We start from the raw sequence: 19259 nt of genomic DNA on the forward strand, positions 1-19259 counted from the left end.
TACTGGGCGGGTTAGACTTGCGCCAAGGCCCTCTTCAGGCTCTGGTTGCACTGTTCGAGGTCCTGGAGGGCCTTTTCAATCTCCGCCTTAACCCCGTCTAACCCCAAAGCTTCTGCCCTTTCCGCCCACTTTCGATATTCAGCCATATGGCTTTCGTTGTGCTCGATCCAATGGTCGAGCACGACCGACAGCTTCTTCTTCTCGTCCATGATTTCCCCCTCCATTCTTCTTCCGTCAGACGTACTCGATGGTCGCCGGAGGTTTGGGCGTCAGATCGTAAAGGCAACGATTCACATCCGGAAGGGCGGTGATCCGCTCGCAGATCCGTTTCAGCTTCTCCCAAGGCAGTTCGACAGGGGTGGCCGTCCTCGCATCGAGGCTATGAAGGCACCGGAGGACGATGATCTGACCGAACTGCCTTTTTCCCTCCACGATCCCCGTTGCCCTGTCATTTAAAAGGACGGCCAGATACTGAAAGGCGTCCATATCTCGGAGCTCTTCTTCGACGATGGCGGTGGCGGCGCGGACCGTTCGAAGCCTCTCCTCGGTCACTTCGCCCACGATACGGGCGGCCAGGGCAGGCCCAGGAAAGGGCATTCTTCGGGTGATTTCGGGCGGAAGACCCAGAACCTTTGCGACCTCCCTCACACCGTCCTTTCGCAACGTTTTGAGGGGTTCGATGACTTGATAACCGAACTCCTTTTCGGGATCGATCCCGATCTGGGCCAGGATGTTGTGCTGACGCTTGAGGCCCGCCACGGTCTCTTCGATGTCGGTCAGAATGGTGCCGTGGAGGAGAAATTTTGCCCCGGTCTCGTCGATTAACCTTCGGAAGACGGTGGCATAAAAGGTCCGGGTGATGGCCTCTCTTTTCTCTTCGGGATCGGTCAGGCCCTTCAGGGCCTCGAGGAATTCCCTCTTTGCGTCGACGAGACGAACCGGAATCCCCATGCCGGCGAAGAGGTGGACCACCTGCTCGGCCTCTCCTTCTCGCATCAGGCCGTTTTCGATGAAGACGGTGATGAGCCGATGGCCCAAGGCCCTGTGGCCCAGGAGGGTTACCACGGAGCTATCGACGCCGCCGCTCAGGGCATTGAGGGCCAGTTGATCTCCGACGGTGTTTCGGATCGCCTCGATCTGTTCTTGTACGAAGGCCTGGTAATTCATGGTCCCATCCACGGATTTCTCCCTCCTCCCTCAGAAGATCTTCATTTTTTTAAAACTTCCACGACCTCGGCCCGAACGAAGAGCCACCTTTTTTCGCTCTTTTTAAGAAGGCAATCGATTTCGTGTGCCTCGCTGAAGGCCTCGCCACCGGCCATCTTTCCGGTGAGGCGGGCGGTCAGGGTGACCTTGGCCTCGTTTCTTTGAGGAAAGGTCATGTGGATATCGTAAAAACTCACCTGAAGTTCGGCCACCTGAAGCCTGCTTCGGGCCACGTAGCCGAGGATCTCCTCTCGGGCCAACGTCCCTGAGATCGAATAGGCCTGGATCGAGAGCTCACAGGTCTCCTCCAGGAGGGAGCCGATCTTTTTGAGCTTCTGATCCAGGGTGAAGAGACTCTCCCCTGTTTCTTTTGAGAGGGCCTGGGCGAGGGCGTTTAACTCCCTTTTGATCCTCTTCTCTTCGCTCGGAGGAAGGGCGAAGAAGGCGAAAAGCCCCGCGCTCGCCAGCAGAAGGGCGATCAGGAAGGTCCGGGCCTTGATTACCATAAGGGACTGCCCAAGATTCGCGAAAGGCTCACCTGTCCGAAGAGGTGGTCTCTCATCGGGCCGCCTCGATTGTCTCCCACCACATAGACGGAACCAGGTTCGACCCGACGGGGGGGGAGGGTCCATCGGGAAGGGATCCGAAGATAGGGCTCCTCGATCTCTATCCCGTCCACCAGGAGTTTCCCATTTTTGAACTCCACCACTTCTCCCTCCAAGCCCACCACCCGCTTAAGAAGCGTGACCCTCTGTCCGGCCAAGCGGATCACGACCACATCGCCCCTTTTCGGTTTCGAAAAGAGATAACGTCCTCTCCAGCAGAAATTGATGGCGCCGTTTCGGTAGGTCGGCTCCATGCTGTAACCCTCGATCCGAAATGGGATCAGCAGATATCCAAAGATCAGGTAGGTGAAGAGGGCGATCAGGCCCGCCCGGATCATGAAGGTCCGGGTCAGGGCAGGGAAGAGGAAGCGCCGGAGGCGGTTCATGTCCTTGGTTCAGGGGAGGGCGACAGGTCCTCGGCCTGCTCCGTCTTCTCCATCTCTTTCAAAAGGCTTTTCAGTTTCTGAAGGGTCTTTGGAGGTAGCCTATGGAATTTCAATCCATATCGGTGCTCCCTCCACGTCTCTTTCGAGGCCAGGTCCGCCCATACGATTTTGGCCAACCCCTGGATGGTCTGGAGCTCGAGCCCCTTTGGAAAGTAGATTTCGATCTTGAGCGTTTCGCCTACTTTCATCTTTTCCGGGAGATAGACCAGGATCCCCCCTTCGCTCGCATTTTTAACGATGCCACCGAAGTCGGCCTTGATCCCTCTACGTGCGTAATCGATGGGAAGTTCGACCGGCACCCTCCGGTGCCTCCTCTGGTCAGCCGCAGAGGACTTTTTTCTCCCTCGGTCTTCGGTCCCTTGCTTCTTGCCCCCTCTCTTCGAACCGGGCTTGCGTGGACTCATGGCGATCTCCTCCCCCTGGTCACCTCCCCCTTCGCTCCTTCACTCCTTAGGATAAGGGGTTCGGAGGGGAACGTCAACCTCATCGTTTGAAGTGTAACCTCCAAGCCCCACCTCACCTCTTTTTGATCCTATGGATCCTGTTCTGGTGATAGGCCTCCCTTTTGGCAACGTAAGGATCGAGGACGTTCCTTTTGAACTCCTCGTACTCTCCAAGCCGGAAAGAGGCCTCGTTGATCTGGTCGTACGTTCGCAGGGCGACCCCGAGGGGGGCGCTCCGGATAAGATAGTTTTTGGGATCGAGGAGCAGGTCTCCGAGATACCCGAGGGTGTCCCGCACACTGGAGGAGCCTAAGATCGGCCACTCGATGTAAAAAATCGGGCCCATTCCCCAGACCCCGAGGGTCTGGCCGAAGTCTTCGTCCGTCTTCTCGATCTTCAGTTCCGTCTTGGCCGGATCGAGAAAACCTGCCAGGCCGAGGGTCGTGTTCAGGAGGAAACGGAGGGCCTCCTTCCCCGCGCCCTTGAAATTGGCCTGCAAAAGACAGTTGACGAGGCGGATGGGCGTGGCGAGGTTGATGAAGAAGTTCTTCACCCCGAGCCTCAGGTCCTCCGGGACAATCATTTTATATCCCGTGGCCACCGGTTTGTAGGCCCAGAAGTAGAGTCGGTCGTTGAAGGCGAAGAAGAGGCGATTGATGGGTTCGAGGGGATCTGGAATCGTGGCCTTCTCTTCTTCGGGTTCAAGCCCCTCCTCGTCGGAGGAGGGGGGTTCGGCCCTCGCATAGAGGAGAGGTGGGCCGGGCGTTGAACGAAAGAGGGGGTCTTCATCCCCAAGGAGGCTCTGGGTTTCCAGACCGTCCGAGGAAGCCCAGGCCAAGCCAGGAAGGAAGGATATCAGGATCCATAGGAGGAGGGGCAAAAAAGGTTTGAATTGGCACACCATGGTCGGTCCGTCCCTTGAAGGGCCTCAGTTCCCGAGCGTTTTCGATTTCAGCCTTCTCACCAATTCCTGGTAGGAAGATTTGACGATGATATCGTTAAATTGGGTCCGGTAGTTATTCACCAGCCCCACCCCTTCGACGATGAAGTCATAGACGAGCCATTGGCCATCCCTTTTGCGCATCCGGTAATCGACCTGGAGGGTTTGGTCTTTCGAGGTGAAGATCTTCACCCTGACGGTCGCAAAGTTTCCTTCGATCTGCTCCCCCTCGTAGAGGATCCTATTCCAGGAATAGCCCTCCACTTTGTCCATGTAGACCCGCTCGAGCAAATCCTTGAAGAGGCGGATGAACTCCTGCCTCTCCTCTGGGGTTCGCGCCGTCCAATGTCTCGCAAGGGTCCGGCGGGCCATCTCCTCCCAGTCGAAACGCTCATCGATCGTCTTCAATATCGCCTCCCGCCTTTCACGGGCCTTCTCCGGCGATTTGAGCGAAGGATCGGCTAACAGGGTCAAGACCTTATCCGTGGTCTGCCGGAGTTGGTCTTGGGGCTCTCCTGAGAAGGCGATCTCGGCCATCGCAAAGGCGATGAGGAGTGGGAGATGGAGGAAGATTCGGAAAAGACGGTTCACGGAAGCCTCCTCGGATCCGGGTCAGATCTTCTCAAACACGAGCTTGGAGATGAGATCCTCGAGATCGACGGCGGGCTGGGTTTCCCGGATTCGTCCGCCCGGCGGGATGAAGACCTCGGACCCACCGGGAGTGATCTCGATAAATTTCTCTCCCACGAGTCCTTTGGTTTTGATGGAGGCGATGGCATCTTCCTGAATTTTGATGGCCTCGGGAAAGGTCATGACGATCCGGGCTTGATAGTTTTCGAGGGAGACGCTCTTGACGCGACCCACCTCCACGCCCGCGATCACGATGCTGGACCCCTCCTTCACCCCTCCGCTGTTGGAGAAGAGGGCGTAGATTTCGTAGCCCTTCCCTCCGACCACCTCCATCTTTCCCAGTTTGATCGAGAGGTAGCCCAAGCCGAGCATCCCTGCGAGCATGAACAGTCCGACCGCGAGTTCCACATCGAATCGTTTCATGGTTTCACCCCTAATAGAACTTGAACGATCCGCTGGTGGCCCCGCTGATGAATTGGCGGACCACCGGGTCTTCCGAGGCCAGCAGCGTCTCGGGAGGGCCGATCGTCCAGATCCGGCCCTCATGGAGCATCGCCACCCGATGGGCGATCCGAAAGACCCTGGAGAGTTCGTGGCTGACGATGATCGCGGTGAAGCGGAGCTCCGCGTGGAGGGACTGGATCAAATCGAGGATCGTATGGGCGATGATGGGATCGAGGCCGGTGGTGGGTTCGTCGAAGAGCATGATCTGGGGTTCGGTGATCAAGGCCCGGGCAAAGGCGGTGCGCTTGATCATCCCGCCGCTCAGTTCGGCAGGATACTTATGTTCGGCGCCCGAGAGGCCTACCTGTTGGAGCTGTTTCATGACCCTCTGCCGGATCTCGGCCTCGCTCATCCTCGTCTTCTCGCGGAGCGGAAAGGCCACATTCTCATAGACCGTCATGGAGGTGAAGAGGGCGCCGCTTTGAAAGAGAAAGCCGATCCGGCTACGGATGGCCTCGAGAGCCTCCCCCTTCAGACGACTGATCTCCTGGTGGTCGATCCAGACCCTGCCCCGATCCGGTCTGAGCAATCCGACGATATGCTTCAGGACGACGCTCTTTCCGTTGCCGCTTCCGCCGATGAGGGCCAGGATCTCTCCTCTCTCCACCTCGAAGGAGACGCCCCTGAGGACTTCGAAGCCGTTAAACGATTTGTAAACCTCTTCCATCCGGATCATCGCCCGCCTCAGAAGAGAAGGGAGGTCATCATATAGTCCCAGAAGAGGATCAGGACCGAGGAGAGCACCACCGCCTGGGTGGTGGCCCGGCTGACGCCCTCCGCCCCGAATCCGGCGAAGTAGCCTTTGTAAGAGCAGACCCAGGTGATGAGGACGCCGAAACTCAAAGATTTGTAAATCCCCTCGAGGATATCCTCCATCTTCACATAATTGGCCATCTCGCCGAAGTAGGTTCCCTCCCCCACCCCCAACAGTTTCCCTCCCACGAAGTAACCCCCGAAGATGCCGACCACGTCGAAGATGGCCGTGAGAAGGGGCATGGCCAGGACCCCCGCGATCACCTTCGGGACCACAAGATATCGGTAGGGGTTGAGCCCCATCAGTTCCAAGGCATCGATCTGTTCGCTGATCCGCATGATCCCGATTTCGGCGGTCATGGCGGAGCCTGCCCTTCCGGTGACCATCAACGCCGACAGGACCGGGCCGAGCTCTTTGATGAGAGAGAGGGCGACCATCGGTCCGAGGAGGGCGGTGGAACCGAACCGGTTGAGGGTGTGGAATCCCTGGAGGCCGAGGACCATCCCGGAAAAGACCCCTGTGAGCAGGATGACCAAGGTGGACTGATATCCGATGAACCAGATCTGTTTGACGACCCAGGAGAACTTGAATGGGGGGGTGGCCAGATAGAAGAGGGTCCGGCCGAAGAAGAGCCCCATCCGACCCATTCCCCTGAGCCCTTCCAGGGAGATCCTTCCCAGGGCCCTGATCCAAAACATGGTGGGATTATGTCAAATTTTCTCAAGGATGTCAAAAAGGTTTGATTCTTCGGGCTTCTTTGGATATAGTTTCACGAGGACAGGCCAAGTGAAAGGGCCCTTTGGAGGCGAAACCTGAGGAGGTGGACCCGTTTGGAAGAGCAGATCGTTCAGAAATTTCCACATCGCTGTCCCTATTGCGAGGAAGAGGTTTCCTACGAGGCGGTGGCGTTGAACCCCGGGGAGAATGAACTGGTTTGTCCCTCCTGCCGACGCACCTATATCAAGGTGATCCTCGACGGTTCCCACCCCTTCCTTTCGGCTGGCAGAGCCCCCAAGAGAAGGAGGCCATCCCTCTCACGGAGGGGACAGGGGAAGAAGGCAAGGCCTCGGTGATCGCTCTGTTTCCATGGTCCAACCGAGGGGGGAAATAGGGAGGGCACCCTATCCCTTCAGGATGGGCCGGTATCGATCGAAGAGCTCACTCTGTTTGAAAGACATGTCCCGCGCCCCCCTCCCACCCCCCTCATGGTCGTAGCCCGCGAGGTGCAGCACCCCGTGGATCAGGAGGAGGCCGATCATCTCCATCTCCGTGAGGCCGGCCTGTTTCGCCTGTCGCTTGGCCGTCTCCACCGAGATGACGACATCTCCGAGGAGGTGGGGGTTGAGGCCTCCGAATTCTCCCTCGCCCATCGAAAAGGCCAAGACATTGGTCGGCCGGTCCCGTCCAAGGTACCGGCGGTTCAATTGCCGGATCTCCTCGTCCAGGACGAGAGAGAGGCTCAACTCCGCCTCAGGAAGTCCCAGCCTGCCTAAGATCTCTTGGGCCAGCCTTTTTATCTTTCTTCGGTCTAAAGGGATAAGTCTTTGGCGGTTTCGAATCCAGATCTTCATGGGGCCTCTTTTCGGATTCCTGGAAGGGAGGCAGGGGATAGTCGATCCTCTGGTGGAAGTAGGCCGTCAGGATTCGGGTGAAGCTCTCCTCGATCTTCCGGAGGTCCTTCAGGGTCAGCTCACACTCCTCCAACTGTCCATCGAGAAAGATGTTCTGGATGATCTGCTGCACGAGGCCTTTGATCCTCGATGGGGTGGGGTCGGTCAGGGTCCGGGAGGCCGCCTCCACGGCATCGGCGAGCATGACGATGCCGGCCTCTTTGGTCTGGGGCTTTGGGCCGGGGTATCGGAAATCCTTTTCGTCGATCGCACCCATCTCCGGGTTTTCCTGCTCTTTGGCCTTTTTGTAGAAGAAGGAGATGAGGCTCGTGCCGTGGTGCTGTTGGATGATGTGGATGATCTTCTCGCCGAGACGATATTCCTGGGCCAGCTCCACCCCGTCCTTGACGTGGGAGGCGAGGATGAGGCTCGACATGGTGGGGGTGAGATGGTCATGGCGGTTCTCCATCCCTCCCGCATTCTCGATGAAATAGAGGGGCTTCTTCAATTTTCCGATGTCGTGGTAATAGGCGCTCACCCTGGCCAATAAGGGGTTGGCGGCGATGGATTTGGCCCCTGCCTCCACGAGGCTTCCCACGATGATGCTATGATGATAAGTCCCAGGAGCCTGAAAGGAGAGGTCTCGGAGGAGGGGATGGTCGAGGTTGGCCAGCTCGAGAAGTTTGATGTCCGTGGTGTAGCCGAAGAGGCTCTCGACGATCGGGGCGAGCCCCAGGACGACGAGCGAGGCCAATAGCCCGCCCAAGAATCCCATGATGAGGTCGGAGAGGAGGATCGGGGTGAGGAAGGTTCCGATGATGAGGTGATAGCAAAGGATCATCCCTATGTTGGCCGCTCCGACAAAGAGGCCCGCCTTGAGGAGGATCGAGCGCTGCTCACATCGGGCGACCTTGTGGGCCCCGATCAGGCTTCCCACCAGACCGAAGATGAAGAGGAAGAGTTGGTTTCCCATCAGGGAGGCGGCAAAGTAGCTCATCAAGGTGGCAAAGACGATCGCCACCTCGGAGTGGATGACGATCCGGACGATCATCGTCCCGGCCGCAAGGGGAAAGAGGTAAACGTAGGAGGAAGCGGGGATGGAGAAGACCTCGCCTCCGAGGATGTCGGTGATGAGGAGGAAGACCTTCAGAAAGGCGACCATCCCGACCAAGGTGGTGCAGAAGAAGAGGAGGTCCCGAGTGGTGAGGGCGATCTTCCGGATGTTCTTCGTGGAAAATTCGTACAGGCTGGCCAAGATGAGAAAGGTGAGCAGGGCCATCCCGACGAGGACGGCCAAAAGATGGCTCCTCTCCTGGGCCTTTTTGAGGGCCTCCATCTTGAGCAAGTGTTCCTCGCGCACCCGCTCCCCCGCCCTGAGGACGACCTCTCCCCTCTTGATCTGGTAGAAGACCGGGCTGACGCGGGATTTGATCTCGGCCTTTCTCGCTTCGGTTTCGTCTTTGTTGAAAGTGAGGTTCGGCCGCAAGGCCTGTTCGGAGAGCTTCAACACGACCAGGGACAGGTCTCTCCCCCAATCGGCAGCGAGGCGATTGAGGTCGATCCGCATCCGGCTCCGGACCTCCCTCAGGTCGAGGAATTCGAAGGGAGGGACGTCCATCTTCTCCGTCCGGGTTTGAATGTTCCGGATGGAGACGCCCCGGAGAGCATCGGAATCGAGGAGGTCTTTGTCGTTGATCACCCCTCTCCGCAGATGGGGGGTCATCAGTTTCAGGACGGTCTCTCCGATGGCCGGGTCGAATCGCTCTCGCTTGAGGAGGGTCCACTCTCTCTGGGAGAGGGAGAACCTGAAGGCGCTTTCCCACTCCTCCTTGCTCATCAGGGAGGCGCGGGGCGAGAAGGCCTCCCGGAGCCGTGTTTCGATCTCGTTCAAGACGGTCGGGTCGTAATCGTAGACGGAAAAGACCGAACGCTCGGCCTCAGCCCTTTTCTCCTGGGTCGACTTCTGGTCCTCGACCAGAATATCCTGGGTCGACTTGATCTCTTTGGTGGCGATGTCTCCTGCCTGATACCTCTTCAGGGGGATTTGAAGAGAAGGGGATAAGAAAAGGGCCAGAAGTAGGGCTGTCCCGACGCCGATGGCCCACTTCTGAAATTCGGGGCTTTTCACCTTCTTGGTCCAAGGAGTCCCTTTCGGGCCATTGGGGGTTTTGGAGGGAGACAGACGACGCAGCAGGCCTTTCAAACCCGTTCGATTCACCATCGTGTTTCGGAAGAGGAGGGCGCTTGGGATCGCCGGCGTCTCTCTTCCACCCTTTCATAAGCCTTGATGATCTCTTGGACCAAGGGGTGCCGGACCACATCCCGGTCGGAGAAATACACGAATTCGATCCCCTCGATCCCCTTGAGGATCCCTTGGATTTCGATCAGGCCTGAAGCCTTGTTCTCGGGAAGGTCGACCTGGGTGATGTCTCCCGTGATGACCGTTTTGGAACTGAATCCCATCCGGGTCAGGAACATCTTCATCTGCTCCGGTCCTGTGTTCTGGGCCTCGTCGAGGATGATGAACGAGTCGTTGAGCGTCCGGCCCCTCATGAAGGCCAGAGGGGCGACCTCGATGACGCCCTTCTCGATCAGCCTTGCGGCCCGCTCGTAGTCCATCATGTCATGGAGGGCATCGTAGAGGGGACGCAGATAGGGGTTCACCTTTTCGACCATGTTCCCTGGCAGGAAGCCCAACTTCTCGCCCGCCTCCACCGCCGGTCGGGTGAGGACGATCCTCTCGACCTCCTGCCTCATGAGGGAGGCCACGGCCATGGCCATGGCCAGATAGGTCTTTCCCGTGCCGGCGGGGCCGATGCCGATGACGAGATCGTATTTCCGGATGGCATCGATATAGCGTTTCTGGGCGAGGCTCTTGGGTGTGATGACCCTCTTTTTCGAGGAGATATAGACGGTATCGAGGAAGATCTCCTCGAGGCTGACCGTCTGGTCATCCGAAAGGATCCGGATCGCGTAGTCGATATCGTTCGGGTAGAGGGGATAGCCTTTTTTTAACAGGCCGTAGAGGTCATGGAGGAGGCGTCTGGCAAGTTCGACCTCGATCGGATCGCCCTGGATGGAGACCTCGTTTCCTTTGGCGCTGATCTTTACGCCGATGGCTCGACCGACGTGTCTGAGATTTTCGCCCTGGACCCCGAAGAGGGTGTTGGCCAGCTGGAGGTCATCAAAGATGAGCCTTTCGACCTCACCGCCTCGAAGTCTCGGCTCGATACCCTGCGATTCTTTCAACGAGGGACCATCACCTCATTCACTAAAATCTTACCACCTTCTCCCGGAGTTTTCAACAAGGTATGGCCATCGGCCATCTCCGTCTTCTCATCCCGAGGCCCTTTCGACCTGGGAGAGCCGTTTCACCTCTTCGACGATGGCAGGGATGATCTTTCCCGCCGGCCCCATGATCAGGTAATCCGAAATCCGGCCGGTCAGGGGCGTGGGCTCCATGTTGACCTCGATCACGGTGGCCCCTGACTCCTTTGCGATCATCGGGATGGAGGCCGCTGGGTAGACGACGGCCGAAGTCCCGATGACGAGAAGGAGCTGGCAGGACCTCGACTCCCTGAAGGAGGCGGACTGGGCCTTGGGCGGGATCGGTTCGCCGAAGAAGACGACATCGGGCTTCAGGAGGGAGGCGCAGCGCGGGCATCGGGCGGGAAGGTCTTCGACCCTGAGAAGGGTGCCGTCCGTGGTGGTGGCGCACTTGAGGCAGGTGAGGGTCCGGTGGCTTCCATGGAATTCGATCACCTGGGTGTTGCCGGCGGCCTGGTGGAGCCCGTCGATGTTCTGGGTGATGACGGTGGAGAGAAGGCCCATCCGTTCCAGCTCGGCCAATCCGAGATGGGCCGGGTTGGGTTTGGCCTGCATGACGAGGGCGAACATCTCCTTCAGCATCTGCCAGACCTTTTCCGGATGGGCATAGAAGGCTTCGATGTGGGCGTACTCTTCCGGGTCGAATCTCTCCCAGAGCCCCCCGGCGCTCCGAAAATCGGGGATGCCGCTCTCGACGGAGATGCCCGCTCCGGTGAAGGCGATCGTCTTTCGGGATTTGAGAAGGTCCCGGGCGGCCCTCTGGATCAACGGTTCGTTCATCCTCGGCTCTCCTACCTTTATTAAAGATGTTCGACCCTCATCTTATCCCGTCCGTCCTCAAGGTGTCAATGGCCTCTTTTTCAGTTGAGTTTGGCGCACCTTTCTGGTATGATGAGGGTGTTTGAAAAGGGATCCCCCAGAGACCGTCCATCGGCAGGGGATTCGGAAAGGAGGGATGGGAATGATCAAGAAGATCTCGGTCTATCCGGAGAAGTGCACGGCCTGTCGTCTGTGCGAGTTGGGGTGTTCGTTCAAGAAGACCGGTGAGTTCAATCCGGTGGCCTCGAGGGTGAGGGTCTCCATCTTTGGGGAGGACGCCTTCTATACGCCGATCCTCTGCACCCAGTGCGATGAGGCCTGGTGCCTCAAGGCCTGTCCGAGCGGGGCCATCTCAAGGGATCTCGGGCAGAGGGTGGTGAAGGTGGATCCCCAGCGGTGTGTGGGATGCCGGATGTGCACGATGGCCTGCCCGTTCGGAACGATCACCTACGACCCGCAACAGGGAAAGGCGATCAAATGTGACGAGTGCGATGGCCAGCCCGAATGTGTCCTGTTCTGCCCGACGGGTGCCTTGAAGTATGAGGAAGAATCCATGCCCACCCGGCTCAAACGGGCGATGACCGCTCGGAAGCTCGAGTCTTCCTCGAAGGAGGTGCAGCCATGAAGGGATGGGTTGGAAAGATGTTGAGGGTGAACCTCACCCAAGGAGATTGGAGGGTGGAGGAGCTGGATAGGCAACTCGCCCTGAAGTTCATCGGTGGAAGGGGCCTCGGTTCGAAGATCCTCTATGACGAGATCGATCCGAGGATCGATCCCCTCAGCCCTCAAAACAAGCTGATCCTCGCCACCGGCCCCCTGACCGGGACGAGCGCCTCGGCAGCCGGCCGCTATATGGCCATCACGAAATCGCCTCTGACCGGGGCGATCGCCTGTTCCAATTCCGGGGGGCACTTCGGCGCCGAGCTCAAATTCGCCGGATTCGATCTGATCATCGTCGAAGGAAAGGCGAAAGAACCGGTCTATCTCTTCGTCGAGGACGGAAAGGTGGAGATCCGCGAGGCGAAACACCTCTGGGGGAAGACGACGCATGAGACGACCGACCAGATCCGGGCCGAGACCGATATGGATGCGAAGGTCGCCTGCATCGGCCCTGCCGGAGAGAAACTCGTCCGCTTCGCCTGCATCATCAACGATAAACATCGGGCCGCAGGCCGCTCGGGCGTCGGGGCGGTGATGGGTTCGAAAAACCTGAAGGCGATCGCCGTCAAGGGAAGCGGAAGCGTCTGCATCGCCGACAAGGAGGGTTTCAGGAGGGCAACGCTCGACGGATTCCAGAAGGTGAAGGCCAATCCCGTCACCTCGACGGGTTTGCCCGCCTATGGGACCGCGGTCCTGGTCAACGTGATCAACCAGCACGGCCTCTTTCCCACGAGGAACTTCCAGGAGGGGGTCTTCGAAGGCGCCGAGAAGATCAGCGGAGAGACCCTTGCCGAACAGATGCTTATCCGGAATCAGGCCTGCTTCGCCTGCCCCATCGCCTGCGGCAGGGTGACGAGATCGAACCACCCCAAATTTGCCTATTCCGGCGAGGGCCCGGAGTATGAGTCGGACTGGGCCTTGGGGGCCTGTTGTGGCGTGGATAACCTCGATGCGATCGGAAAGGCCAACTACTATTGCGACATCCTGGGACTCGACCCGATCTCCGCGGGGGTGACGATCGCCTGTGCGATGGAGCTGTTCGAGAGAGGAATTTTGACCTCCAAGGAGGTTGGCCGCTCCCTCTATTTCGGAGACGCGGAGGCCATGGTCGAGATGGTGAGGCAGACCGGTTACCGGGAGGGATTCGGCGATGCCTTGGCCGAGGGCTCCTATCGCCTGGCCGAGAGGTTCGGCCACCCCGAATTTTCGATGAGCGTGAAGAAACAGGAGTTTCCTGCCTATGATGGCCGGGGCGCCCAGGGCATGGGGCTCCAGTACGCCACCTCCAACCGGGGCGCCTGTCACGTGAGAGGCTACATGATCTCTCCTGAGATTTTAGGGGCTCCCCAGAAACTGGATCCCTTCGAGACGGAGGAGAAGGCGGGCTGGACCAAGGCCTTTCAGGATACGACTGCCGTGGTCGACTCCTCCGGGATCTGCCTCTTCAACACCTTTGCGATCGGCATCCCGGAGATCGCCGCCTATCTGAAGGCGGCCACCGGGGTCGAGATGACCCAGGAGGAGCTGATGAAGGCCGGAGAGAGGGTCTGGAATCTGGAGCGGCTCTTCAATCTGAAGGCGGGGATGACGGGGAGAGAGGATCGCCTGCCGGAGAGGATCGTCAAAGAACCCCTGCCCTCGGGCCCTGCCAAGGGTCAGGTGGTCCGGCTCGAAAAGATGTTGCCAGAATATTACGAGATCCGGGGATGGGACAAGGACGGGGTTCCCACTCCGGAGAAGCTGAAGGAACTCGGGCTGGAATGAGGTGAGCTTCCCCCGGCCTCCGTTTGAAAGGGGGTCGGGGGATTTTTTTGCGAGGAGGCGATGGCGAGAAAGCGGAGACGAAGGATCGTCATCATCGGTAACAGCGCGGCGGGCCTTTCGGGCCTCGAGGCCCTGAGGAAGAGGGATCCCGATTGCAGGGTCGTCCTGATCGACGAAGAGCCCTATCCTGCCTATTCCAGGGTGATCACCCCCTACTTCGTCCTCGGCAGTCTGAAGGAGGAAAGTGGTCTCTTTCTGAGAGACAGGGCCTATTACCGGAGGCTCGGGGTGAAGACCCTTTTCGGCAGGAGGGTGGTCGGCCTGGATGTTCGAAACCGGGATGTCCTTCTCGACAACGGGAAGAAGGAGCCTTTCGACCTACTATTGATCGCCACCGGGAGCTCCCCGATCCGACCGAAGATCCGGGGTGCCAAACCCGACGAGATCCACGTCTTGAGGAGCCTGGAGGATGCCAGGCGTTTGAAAGCCCTTAAGCCGACCATCCGACAGGGGCTCTTCTTGGGAGGAGGGCTCGTCTCGCTCCAATCCCTTCAGGCCCTCTTTCGAAGGGAGGGCCGCTACACGGTTGTCGTCAAGTCCGACCATCTCCTCTCCCAACAGCTCGATCCCGAAGGGGCCGAGATGATCGAGAAGCGGCTGAGGGGGATGGGAGTTCAGGTCTTGAAAGGAAGGGATGTGATTCAATTAAAACGGAGGAAAGGGTCTCTTCGTGCCGTCCTCGATACCGGCGAGGAGCTGGAGACCGACTTTCTCTTCGCAGGTAAGGGGGTCCGTCCCAATATCGACTTCCTCAGGGGGACGGGCATCGAGACCAAAGGCGGGATCCTGGTGAACCGGCAGATGGAGACGAACATCGAGGGCATCTATGCCGCGGGGGATGTGGCGGTGGCCCCGGACTTCTTCTCTGGCGAAGAGGTCCTTTATGGGTTATGGTCTTCTGCGGTGGAGCAGGGAGCGGTGGCGGGAACGAATATGGCCGGCCAGGGGGTCGATTACGAAGGCAACCTGAAGATGAACGTGACGCGGATCTTCGCCGTACCCGTGGCTTCGATCGGCGAGGTCCGCTCCACCCGGGTGGCCGAGAGCCTGGTCCGAAAAGACGAGAGGAGGGGGATCTACCGGAAGTTCTGTTTCGATGGGCAAGGGAGGCTTATCGGAGCGATCCTGATCGAGGAGGTGGAAGACTTAGGAGTGATCCAAGGCCTCATCAGGAAGAGAAAGGACGGGGCGATCCTCAAAACCCGCTCCCTCTGGAGATCGCCGGTCAACTACGGATTGGTCTTTAAAGGCCTTTTGCAGGGCAGGCCCTGAAAAAAAGGCTACATCTTACGACGGAGGAGGAGGGCCTATGCGAATCCGAGAGGTGATGACGCACAATCCGATCACAGTCCATCCCGACACATTGGTTCTTCAGGCTCAACAGCTGATGAACGAAAAGAGGATCCGAAGGCTTCCGGTCGTCGATTCGAAGGGAAAACTGGTGGGGATCCTCACCAAATATGACCTTCAGGAGGCCATTCCCCCGAAGGGGAGCTTTACCAATCTCTACGAGATGAATCAACTCCTTTCGAAGATCAAAGTGAAGGACCTGATGAAGAAGCACCCCGTCACCGTGACGCCCTACACCCCGGTCGAGGATGCCCTGAGACTGGGCCAGGAGAAGAAGATCGGGGCATTTCCGGTCGTGGAGGACGGAAAGTTGGTGGGGATCGCCACCGAATCCGATATCGTCAGGTTTCTCATCAAGCTCCTCGGGATCGGAGAGGAGGGGACGAGAATCACCATCACCGGCCTCGGAGAGCGATTCGGCGAGCTGGAGCGGATCATCGCGGTGGCGAACCAGCATCGGGTGACCATCCTGAGCATGATCCTCGTCCCCAGACAGAGCAAGGGAGACTGGCTGGTCGCCCTCCGCTTGGATACGAAGAATCCAAGGGCCATCATCCAGAGCCTCAAAAAAGAGGGCTTTCACGTCACCTGGGCCGTCGCCTCGGTCAAAGAGGAGTGGTGATCGAAGGGCCCTCGAAGGATTGGAAAGGAGGACGAGATGGAGTTGATGGAAGCCATCAAGGGGAGACGGAGCATCCGGAGATACAGGCCCGATCCGGTGCCGGAGGAGGCCCTGAGGACGATCCTCGAGGCGGTGAGGTGGTCTCCCTCCTGGGCCAATACGCAGTGCTGGGAGGTCGTCGTGGTGAGGGATCCCGTGGTGAAGGCGGAGTTGGCGGCGACCCTCACCCCCACGAACCCCGCGCGGTCCGCGATGACGGAGGCGCCGCTGGTCATCGTCCTTTGCGGGAAGAAAGGGGTCTCGGGGTTCAAGAAAGGGGAGGCCATGACCGTCAAGGGGGATTGGCTGATGTTCGATACCGGAATGGCGATGCAATCCCTCTGTCTGGCAGCCCATGCCTTGGGTTTGGCGACGGTGGTGGTCGGGCTGTTCGATCACAGAAAGGCAGAGGCCATCCTAACTGTCCCGCCCGACCGGGAGGTGGTGGCCATGACGCCCCTTGGGTACCCCGCCTCCGAGGCCACCCCGCCGAAGCGGAAGGAGCTCTCGGAATTCGTCTTTCAGGACCGGTATCATTGAGCGGACCGCCGGGGTCCCGCGGGATTACGTTTCAAGGGGAGAGGACCGACCATGATCCCTGAGGAGATGCTTCGTTCGCTCGTCGTGAGGAATGGATCGAAGTTGGTGATGCTCGTCCTCGACGGGCTCGGTGGGTTGCCCGTCCGGGGCAGGACCGAACTGGAGGCGGCAAAGACCCCGAATCTCGACCGGCTCGCCTCGAAATCGGCCTGCGGGCTGATCGATCCCCTTTCTTACGGGATCACGCCGGGCAGCGGCCCTTCGCACCTCGCCCTGTTCGGTTACGATCCCTTCCGGTACGAGATCGGCCGGGGGGTGATGGAGGCCCTTGGCATCGGATTGGATTTGACCGAGGAGGATTTAACGGCCAGGGGAAATTTCGCCACCCTCGACGAGGCCGGCCTGATCGTGGATCGCCGCGCGGGAAGGATCTCGACCGAGACGAACCAGAGGCTCTGTGAATTTCTCCAGAGGGAGATCCGGGAGGTCAACGGGGTGAGGGTCTCGATCCACCCGGGCAAAGAACACCGGTTCGTGATCGTCTTTAGAGGGGAAGGGTTGCGGGACGACCTCTCCGATGCCGATCCTCAGAAGGAAGGGGAGAAGGCCAAGGGCACCGAACCTCTCACGGCCGAGGCTCAGAGGACCGCCCAGATCGTCAATGCTTACCTTCAGAAGGCGACCGAAGTGTTAAAGGGTTCGCATCCGGCGAATACGATCCTCCTGAGAGGGTTTTCCAAGATTCCAAAAATTCCTTCGATGTTCGAGCGGTTTGGCCTAAAATCGGCGGCCATCGCCACCTATCCGATGTATCGAGGGTTGGCCAGGTTGGTGGGGATGGAGGTCCTTCCCACCGGGGAGACCTTTAAAGAGGAGATAGAGACCCTCAGAACCCATTACGAGGAATACGACTTCTTTTACCTCCACTTCAAAAAGACCGATTCGGCAGGCGAGGATGGGGATTTCAAAAGGAAGGTGAAGGCGATCGAGGAGGTCGACCGGCTCCTTCCCTCGCTGCTCCGATTGAAACCGGATGTCTTGGTCATCACCGGAGATCACTCTACCCCCGCCCTTCTCAAATCTCACAGCTGGCATCCCAACCCGATCCTCCTCCATTCGGGATACGAACGGCCCGACGGGATCCGCAGGTTCACCGAACGCCAATGTCAGAGAGGACAGCTGGGCAGGCTCCCGGCCGTGGCGATCCTGCCCCTCATGCTGGCCAACGGGTTGAGGCTGAAGAAGTTCGGGGCCTGAGGGTCGAAAGGATGAAACCCTTCAAGTACCTATACGGCCCCGTGCCCTCAAGGCGCCTCGGCAGATCCCTCGGAATCGACCTCGTCCCCCACAAGGTCTGCACCTATGACTGCATCTATTGCCAGGTCGGGAGGACGACCCTCAAGAGCCTGACCCGCAAGGCCTACGTGCCGGTCCAAGAGGTCCTTGAGGAGATCGACCGCTTTCTGAGGCAGGGCCCGACCGCCCTCGATCACCTCTCCCTCTCGGGCTCCGGAGAGCCCACGCTCCACGCAGAGATAGGCCAACTCATCGCCGGGGTCAAGGCCCTGACGCCGATCCCGGTGGCCGTCCTCACCAACGGGTCGCTCCTCTATCTCGAGGAGGTTCGAGAGGATCTCCGCGAGGCCGATGTGGTCCTTCCCTCCCTCGATGCCGCCTCTCCCGAGGTGTTCGAGAGGATCAACCGGCCGGCGGAGGGGATCTCTGTCGAACAGGTGATCGAAGGATTAATCCGGTTCCGAAAGGTCTATCCCAACCAGCTCTGGCTCGAACTTCTCTTCTGCCATGGCGTCAACGACCACCCGGCAGAGTTGTCCAGGATGAAGGAGGCCGTCGAACGGATCGAGCCCGATCAGATCCACCTCAACACGGTCGTTCGACCTCCCGCGGAGCGGTGGGCGAGGCCTTTGAGCCCGGCCGAGATGGAGAGGATCCGTGACTTCTTCGGCGGGAGGGCTGTGGTCATCTCCGAATTCGATCGCCATCCCCTGACGATGCCGGAGCGGAAGGTGGAGGAGGAGATTTTAGCGATCCTTCGGCGAAGACCCCTTTCGATCGAGGACCTTTCGAGGGGGATGGGAATGGATCGGGAAGAACTGGAGCGTTTCCTCGGTCCCCTTCTAAGGGATGGAAAGATCGAACTGAAACGATTCGGTGAGGATCTCTACTATGGGCTTCCGAAGAAGTCTGACCTCTGACCCTCATAGGGCGGCGATGGCCTTTTCGATCTTCTTCTGAAGGCCTTCGTCGACCTGTCCTCTTCTCCAGGCCCAGCTGGCCTCGATTTCGGAACGAGAGAGCTCGACTTCCGTGCTCCTGTTCCTCTTGGACAGGGTGAAGACGTAGGAGAAGTCGACCTTCCTCATCCGATCGATGACGACCTCCGGATCGGTCTCCTGGATGATCCGGTCGACCAAGGATTTGACCTCTCCCTTATCATCGAATACGCTGATGCCTTCGAAGGGGTCGTATTGCGAGGCCACGCCACTTCTCCCATAAGATCGATCACACCTTGACGATTTCGAACGAGAGCTGGCCGTCCTCGTAGGTGACCGGTTTGACCGAGACCTCCATCCCTACCCGGATCTCCTCGGGCTTCAATGCCTTGGTCACCCTGGCAAAGAGTTTGAGACCGTCGCCGTAATCGACCACGCCCATCGTATAGGGAGGGTCGGCTTCAAAGCCAAAGGGGGCATAGTAGGCCGTGGTGAAGGTCTCGAGCCTACCTTTGGGTGGCATCTCGAACCAGTCCATCTGATTGGAGAAGCACTTGGCGCAGTCGGCCCTCGGTGGAAAGTACCTGGCCCCACACCCTTTGCAGATCGTCCCTTTGATCTTTCCTTCTGCGAGAAAATCGACAAATTTGGCGGTCTTGGTGGTCGCGGTGAAGCTCTTTCTCCCGAATTTTTCGAACCCCATAAC

At 58.9% G+C, this 19259-nt stretch carries 24 protein-coding genes; 8 read left to right on the plus strand and 16 right to left on the minus strand.

Features of this window, described 5'->3' with window-relative positions; all coding sequences use genetic code 11:
* Positions 1 to 11: 11 nt before the first annotated feature.
* From N3G78_09395 to N3G78_09440, 10 genes are all read right to left on the minus strand, one after another.
* Positions 12 to 209: a hypothetical protein gene (locus tag N3G78_09395; GenBank protein MCX8118132.1), complete on the minus strand. Its 198-nt coding sequence runs from the start codon at positions 207 to 209 to the stop codon at positions 12 to 14.
* A gap of 25 nt (positions 210 to 234) precedes the next feature.
* Positions 235 to 1167: an ExsB family transcriptional regulator gene (locus N3G78_09400; protein ID MCX8118133.1), complete on the minus strand. Its 933-nt coding sequence runs from the start codon at positions 1165 to 1167 to the stop codon at positions 235 to 237.
* A 41-nt stretch (positions 1168 to 1208) separates the two neighbouring features.
* On the minus strand, positions 1209 to 1712 hold the full coding sequence (locus tag N3G78_09405) for a hypothetical protein (GenBank protein MCX8118134.1): 504 nt from the start codon (positions 1710 to 1712) through the stop codon (positions 1209 to 1211).
* On the minus strand, positions 1706 to 2197 hold the full coding sequence (gene lepB, locus N3G78_09410; protein MCX8118135.1) for a signal peptidase I: 492 nt from the start codon (positions 2195 to 2197) through the stop codon (positions 1706 to 1708). Before lepB ends, N3G78_09405 begins: the two co-directional genes overlap by 7 nt.
* Entirely contained in the window at positions 2194 to 2661 is a 468-nt protein-coding gene (locus N3G78_09415; GenBank protein MCX8118136.1) for a PilZ domain-containing protein, read from the minus strand. Before N3G78_09415 ends, lepB begins: the two co-directional genes overlap by 4 nt.
* Positions 2662 to 2773: 112 nt before the next feature.
* Complete coding sequence (locus tag N3G78_09420; protein MCX8118137.1) at positions 2774 to 3538, minus strand: VacJ family lipoprotein; 765 nt, start codon at positions 3536 to 3538, stop codon at positions 2774 to 2776.
* A 90-nt stretch (positions 3539 to 3628) separates the two neighbouring features.
* Positions 3629 to 4231, minus strand: coding sequence for an ABC transporter substrate-binding protein (locus N3G78_09425; GenBank protein ID MCX8118138.1), 603 nt, complete (start codon positions 4229 to 4231; stop codon positions 3629 to 3631).
* A 21-nt stretch (positions 4232 to 4252) separates the two neighbouring features.
* The gene (gene mlaD / locus N3G78_09430; protein MCX8118139.1) at positions 4253 to 4693 is read right to left on the minus strand and encodes an outer membrane lipid asymmetry maintenance protein MlaD; all 441 of its coding nucleotides are present in this window, start codon (positions 4691 to 4693) and stop codon (positions 4253 to 4255) included.
* A 10-nt stretch (positions 4694 to 4703) separates the two neighbouring features.
* Complete coding sequence (locus tag N3G78_09435; GenBank protein MCX8118140.1) at positions 4704 to 5450, minus strand: ABC transporter ATP-binding protein; 747 nt, start codon at positions 5448 to 5450, stop codon at positions 4704 to 4706.
* A gap of 8 nt (positions 5451 to 5458) precedes the next feature.
* Complete coding sequence (locus tag N3G78_09440) at positions 5459 to 6226, minus strand: MlaE family lipid ABC transporter permease subunit (protein ID MCX8118141.1); 768 nt, start codon at positions 6224 to 6226, stop codon at positions 5459 to 5461.
* Between the two features lie 132 nt (positions 6227 to 6358).
* Between N3G78_09440 and N3G78_09445 the strand changes: the two genes are divergently transcribed.
* Positions 6359 to 6601: a hypothetical protein gene (locus N3G78_09445; GenBank protein MCX8118142.1), complete on the plus strand. Its 243-nt coding sequence runs from the start codon at positions 6359 to 6361 to the stop codon at positions 6599 to 6601.
* 48 nt (positions 6602 to 6649) lie between these two features.
* Here N3G78_09445 and ybeY read toward each other — a convergent pair whose 3' ends face one another.
* The 4 genes from ybeY to N3G78_09465 form a co-directional block, all read right to left on the minus strand.
* Positions 6650 to 7099 (minus strand): rRNA maturation RNase YbeY, encoded by a 450-nt coding sequence (gene ybeY / locus N3G78_09450; GenBank protein MCX8118143.1) that lies wholly within the window; start codon positions 7097 to 7099, stop codon positions 6650 to 6652.
* A complete protein-coding gene (locus N3G78_09455; protein MCX8118144.1) occupies positions 6999 to 9266 on the minus strand; it encodes an HDIG domain-containing protein in 2268 nt (755 codons plus the stop codon). Before N3G78_09455 ends, ybeY begins: the two co-directional genes overlap by 101 nt.
* 86 nt (positions 9267 to 9352) lie before the next feature.
* Positions 9353 to 10387, minus strand: a complete 1035-nt coding sequence (locus N3G78_09460) for a PhoH family protein (protein MCX8118145.1) — start codon at positions 10385 to 10387, stop codon at positions 9353 to 9355.
* 87 nt (positions 10388 to 10474) lie between these two features.
* On the minus strand, positions 10475 to 11245 hold the full coding sequence (locus N3G78_09465; protein MCX8118146.1) for an NAD-dependent deacylase: 771 nt from the start codon (positions 11243 to 11245) through the stop codon (positions 10475 to 10477).
* Positions 11246 to 11426: 181 nt separating this feature from the next.
* On the opposite strand from N3G78_09465, the gene N3G78_09470 reads away from it, so the two are divergent.
* From N3G78_09470 to N3G78_09500, 7 genes are read left to right on the plus strand one after another with little or no spacing between them, the layout of a single operon-like run.
* On the plus strand, positions 11427 to 11909 hold the full coding sequence (locus N3G78_09470; GenBank protein ID MCX8118147.1) for a 4Fe-4S dicluster domain-containing protein: 483 nt from the start codon (positions 11427 to 11429) through the stop codon (positions 11907 to 11909).
* Complete coding sequence (locus tag N3G78_09475; protein ID MCX8118148.1) at positions 11906 to 13708, plus strand: aldehyde ferredoxin oxidoreductase family protein; 1803 nt, start codon at positions 11906 to 11908, stop codon at positions 13706 to 13708. Before N3G78_09470 ends, N3G78_09475 begins: the two co-directional genes overlap by 4 nt.
* A gap of 60 nt (positions 13709 to 13768) precedes the next feature.
* A complete protein-coding gene (locus N3G78_09480; GenBank protein ID MCX8118149.1) occupies positions 13769 to 15040 on the plus strand; it encodes an FAD-dependent oxidoreductase in 1272 nt (423 codons plus the stop codon).
* Positions 15041 to 15077: 37 nt separating this feature from the next.
* A complete protein-coding gene (locus N3G78_09485; protein ID MCX8118150.1) occupies positions 15078 to 15740 on the plus strand; it encodes a CBS and ACT domain-containing protein in 663 nt (220 codons plus the stop codon).
* A 36-nt stretch (positions 15741 to 15776) separates the two neighbouring features.
* The gene (locus N3G78_09490) at positions 15777 to 16319 is read left to right on the plus strand and encodes a nitroreductase family protein (GenBank protein ID MCX8118151.1); all 543 of its coding nucleotides are present in this window, start codon (positions 15777 to 15779) and stop codon (positions 16317 to 16319) included.
* A 51-nt stretch (positions 16320 to 16370) separates the two neighbouring features.
* Positions 16371 to 17576 carry a 2,3-bisphosphoglycerate-independent phosphoglycerate mutase gene (locus tag N3G78_09495; GenBank protein MCX8118152.1) on the plus strand — a complete coding sequence of 402 codons (1206 nt, stop codon included), beginning with the start codon at positions 16371 to 16373 and terminating at the stop codon, positions 17574 to 17576.
* Positions 17577 to 17587: 11 nt separating this feature from the next.
* Complete coding sequence (locus N3G78_09500; GenBank protein ID MCX8118153.1) at positions 17588 to 18535, plus strand: radical SAM protein; 948 nt, start codon at positions 17588 to 17590, stop codon at positions 18533 to 18535.
* A 3-nt stretch (positions 18536 to 18538) separates the two neighbouring features.
* Here N3G78_09500 and N3G78_09505 read toward each other — a convergent pair whose 3' ends face one another.
* Positions 18539 to 18820 (minus strand): hypothetical protein, encoded by a 282-nt coding sequence (locus N3G78_09505; GenBank protein MCX8118154.1) that lies wholly within the window; start codon positions 18818 to 18820, stop codon positions 18539 to 18541.
* Positions 18821 to 18842: 22 nt separating this feature from the next.
* On the minus strand, positions 18843 to 19256 hold the full coding sequence (locus tag N3G78_09510; GenBank protein ID MCX8118155.1) for a Zn-ribbon domain-containing OB-fold protein: 414 nt from the start codon (positions 19254 to 19256) through the stop codon (positions 18843 to 18845).
* Positions 19257 to 19259: the final 3 nt, after the last annotated feature.

It is taken from the genome of Thermodesulfobacteriota bacterium (assembly GCA_026415035.1).
Taxonomy (GTDB): Bacteria; Desulfobacterota; BSN033; order BSN033; family UBA1163; genus RBG-16-49-23.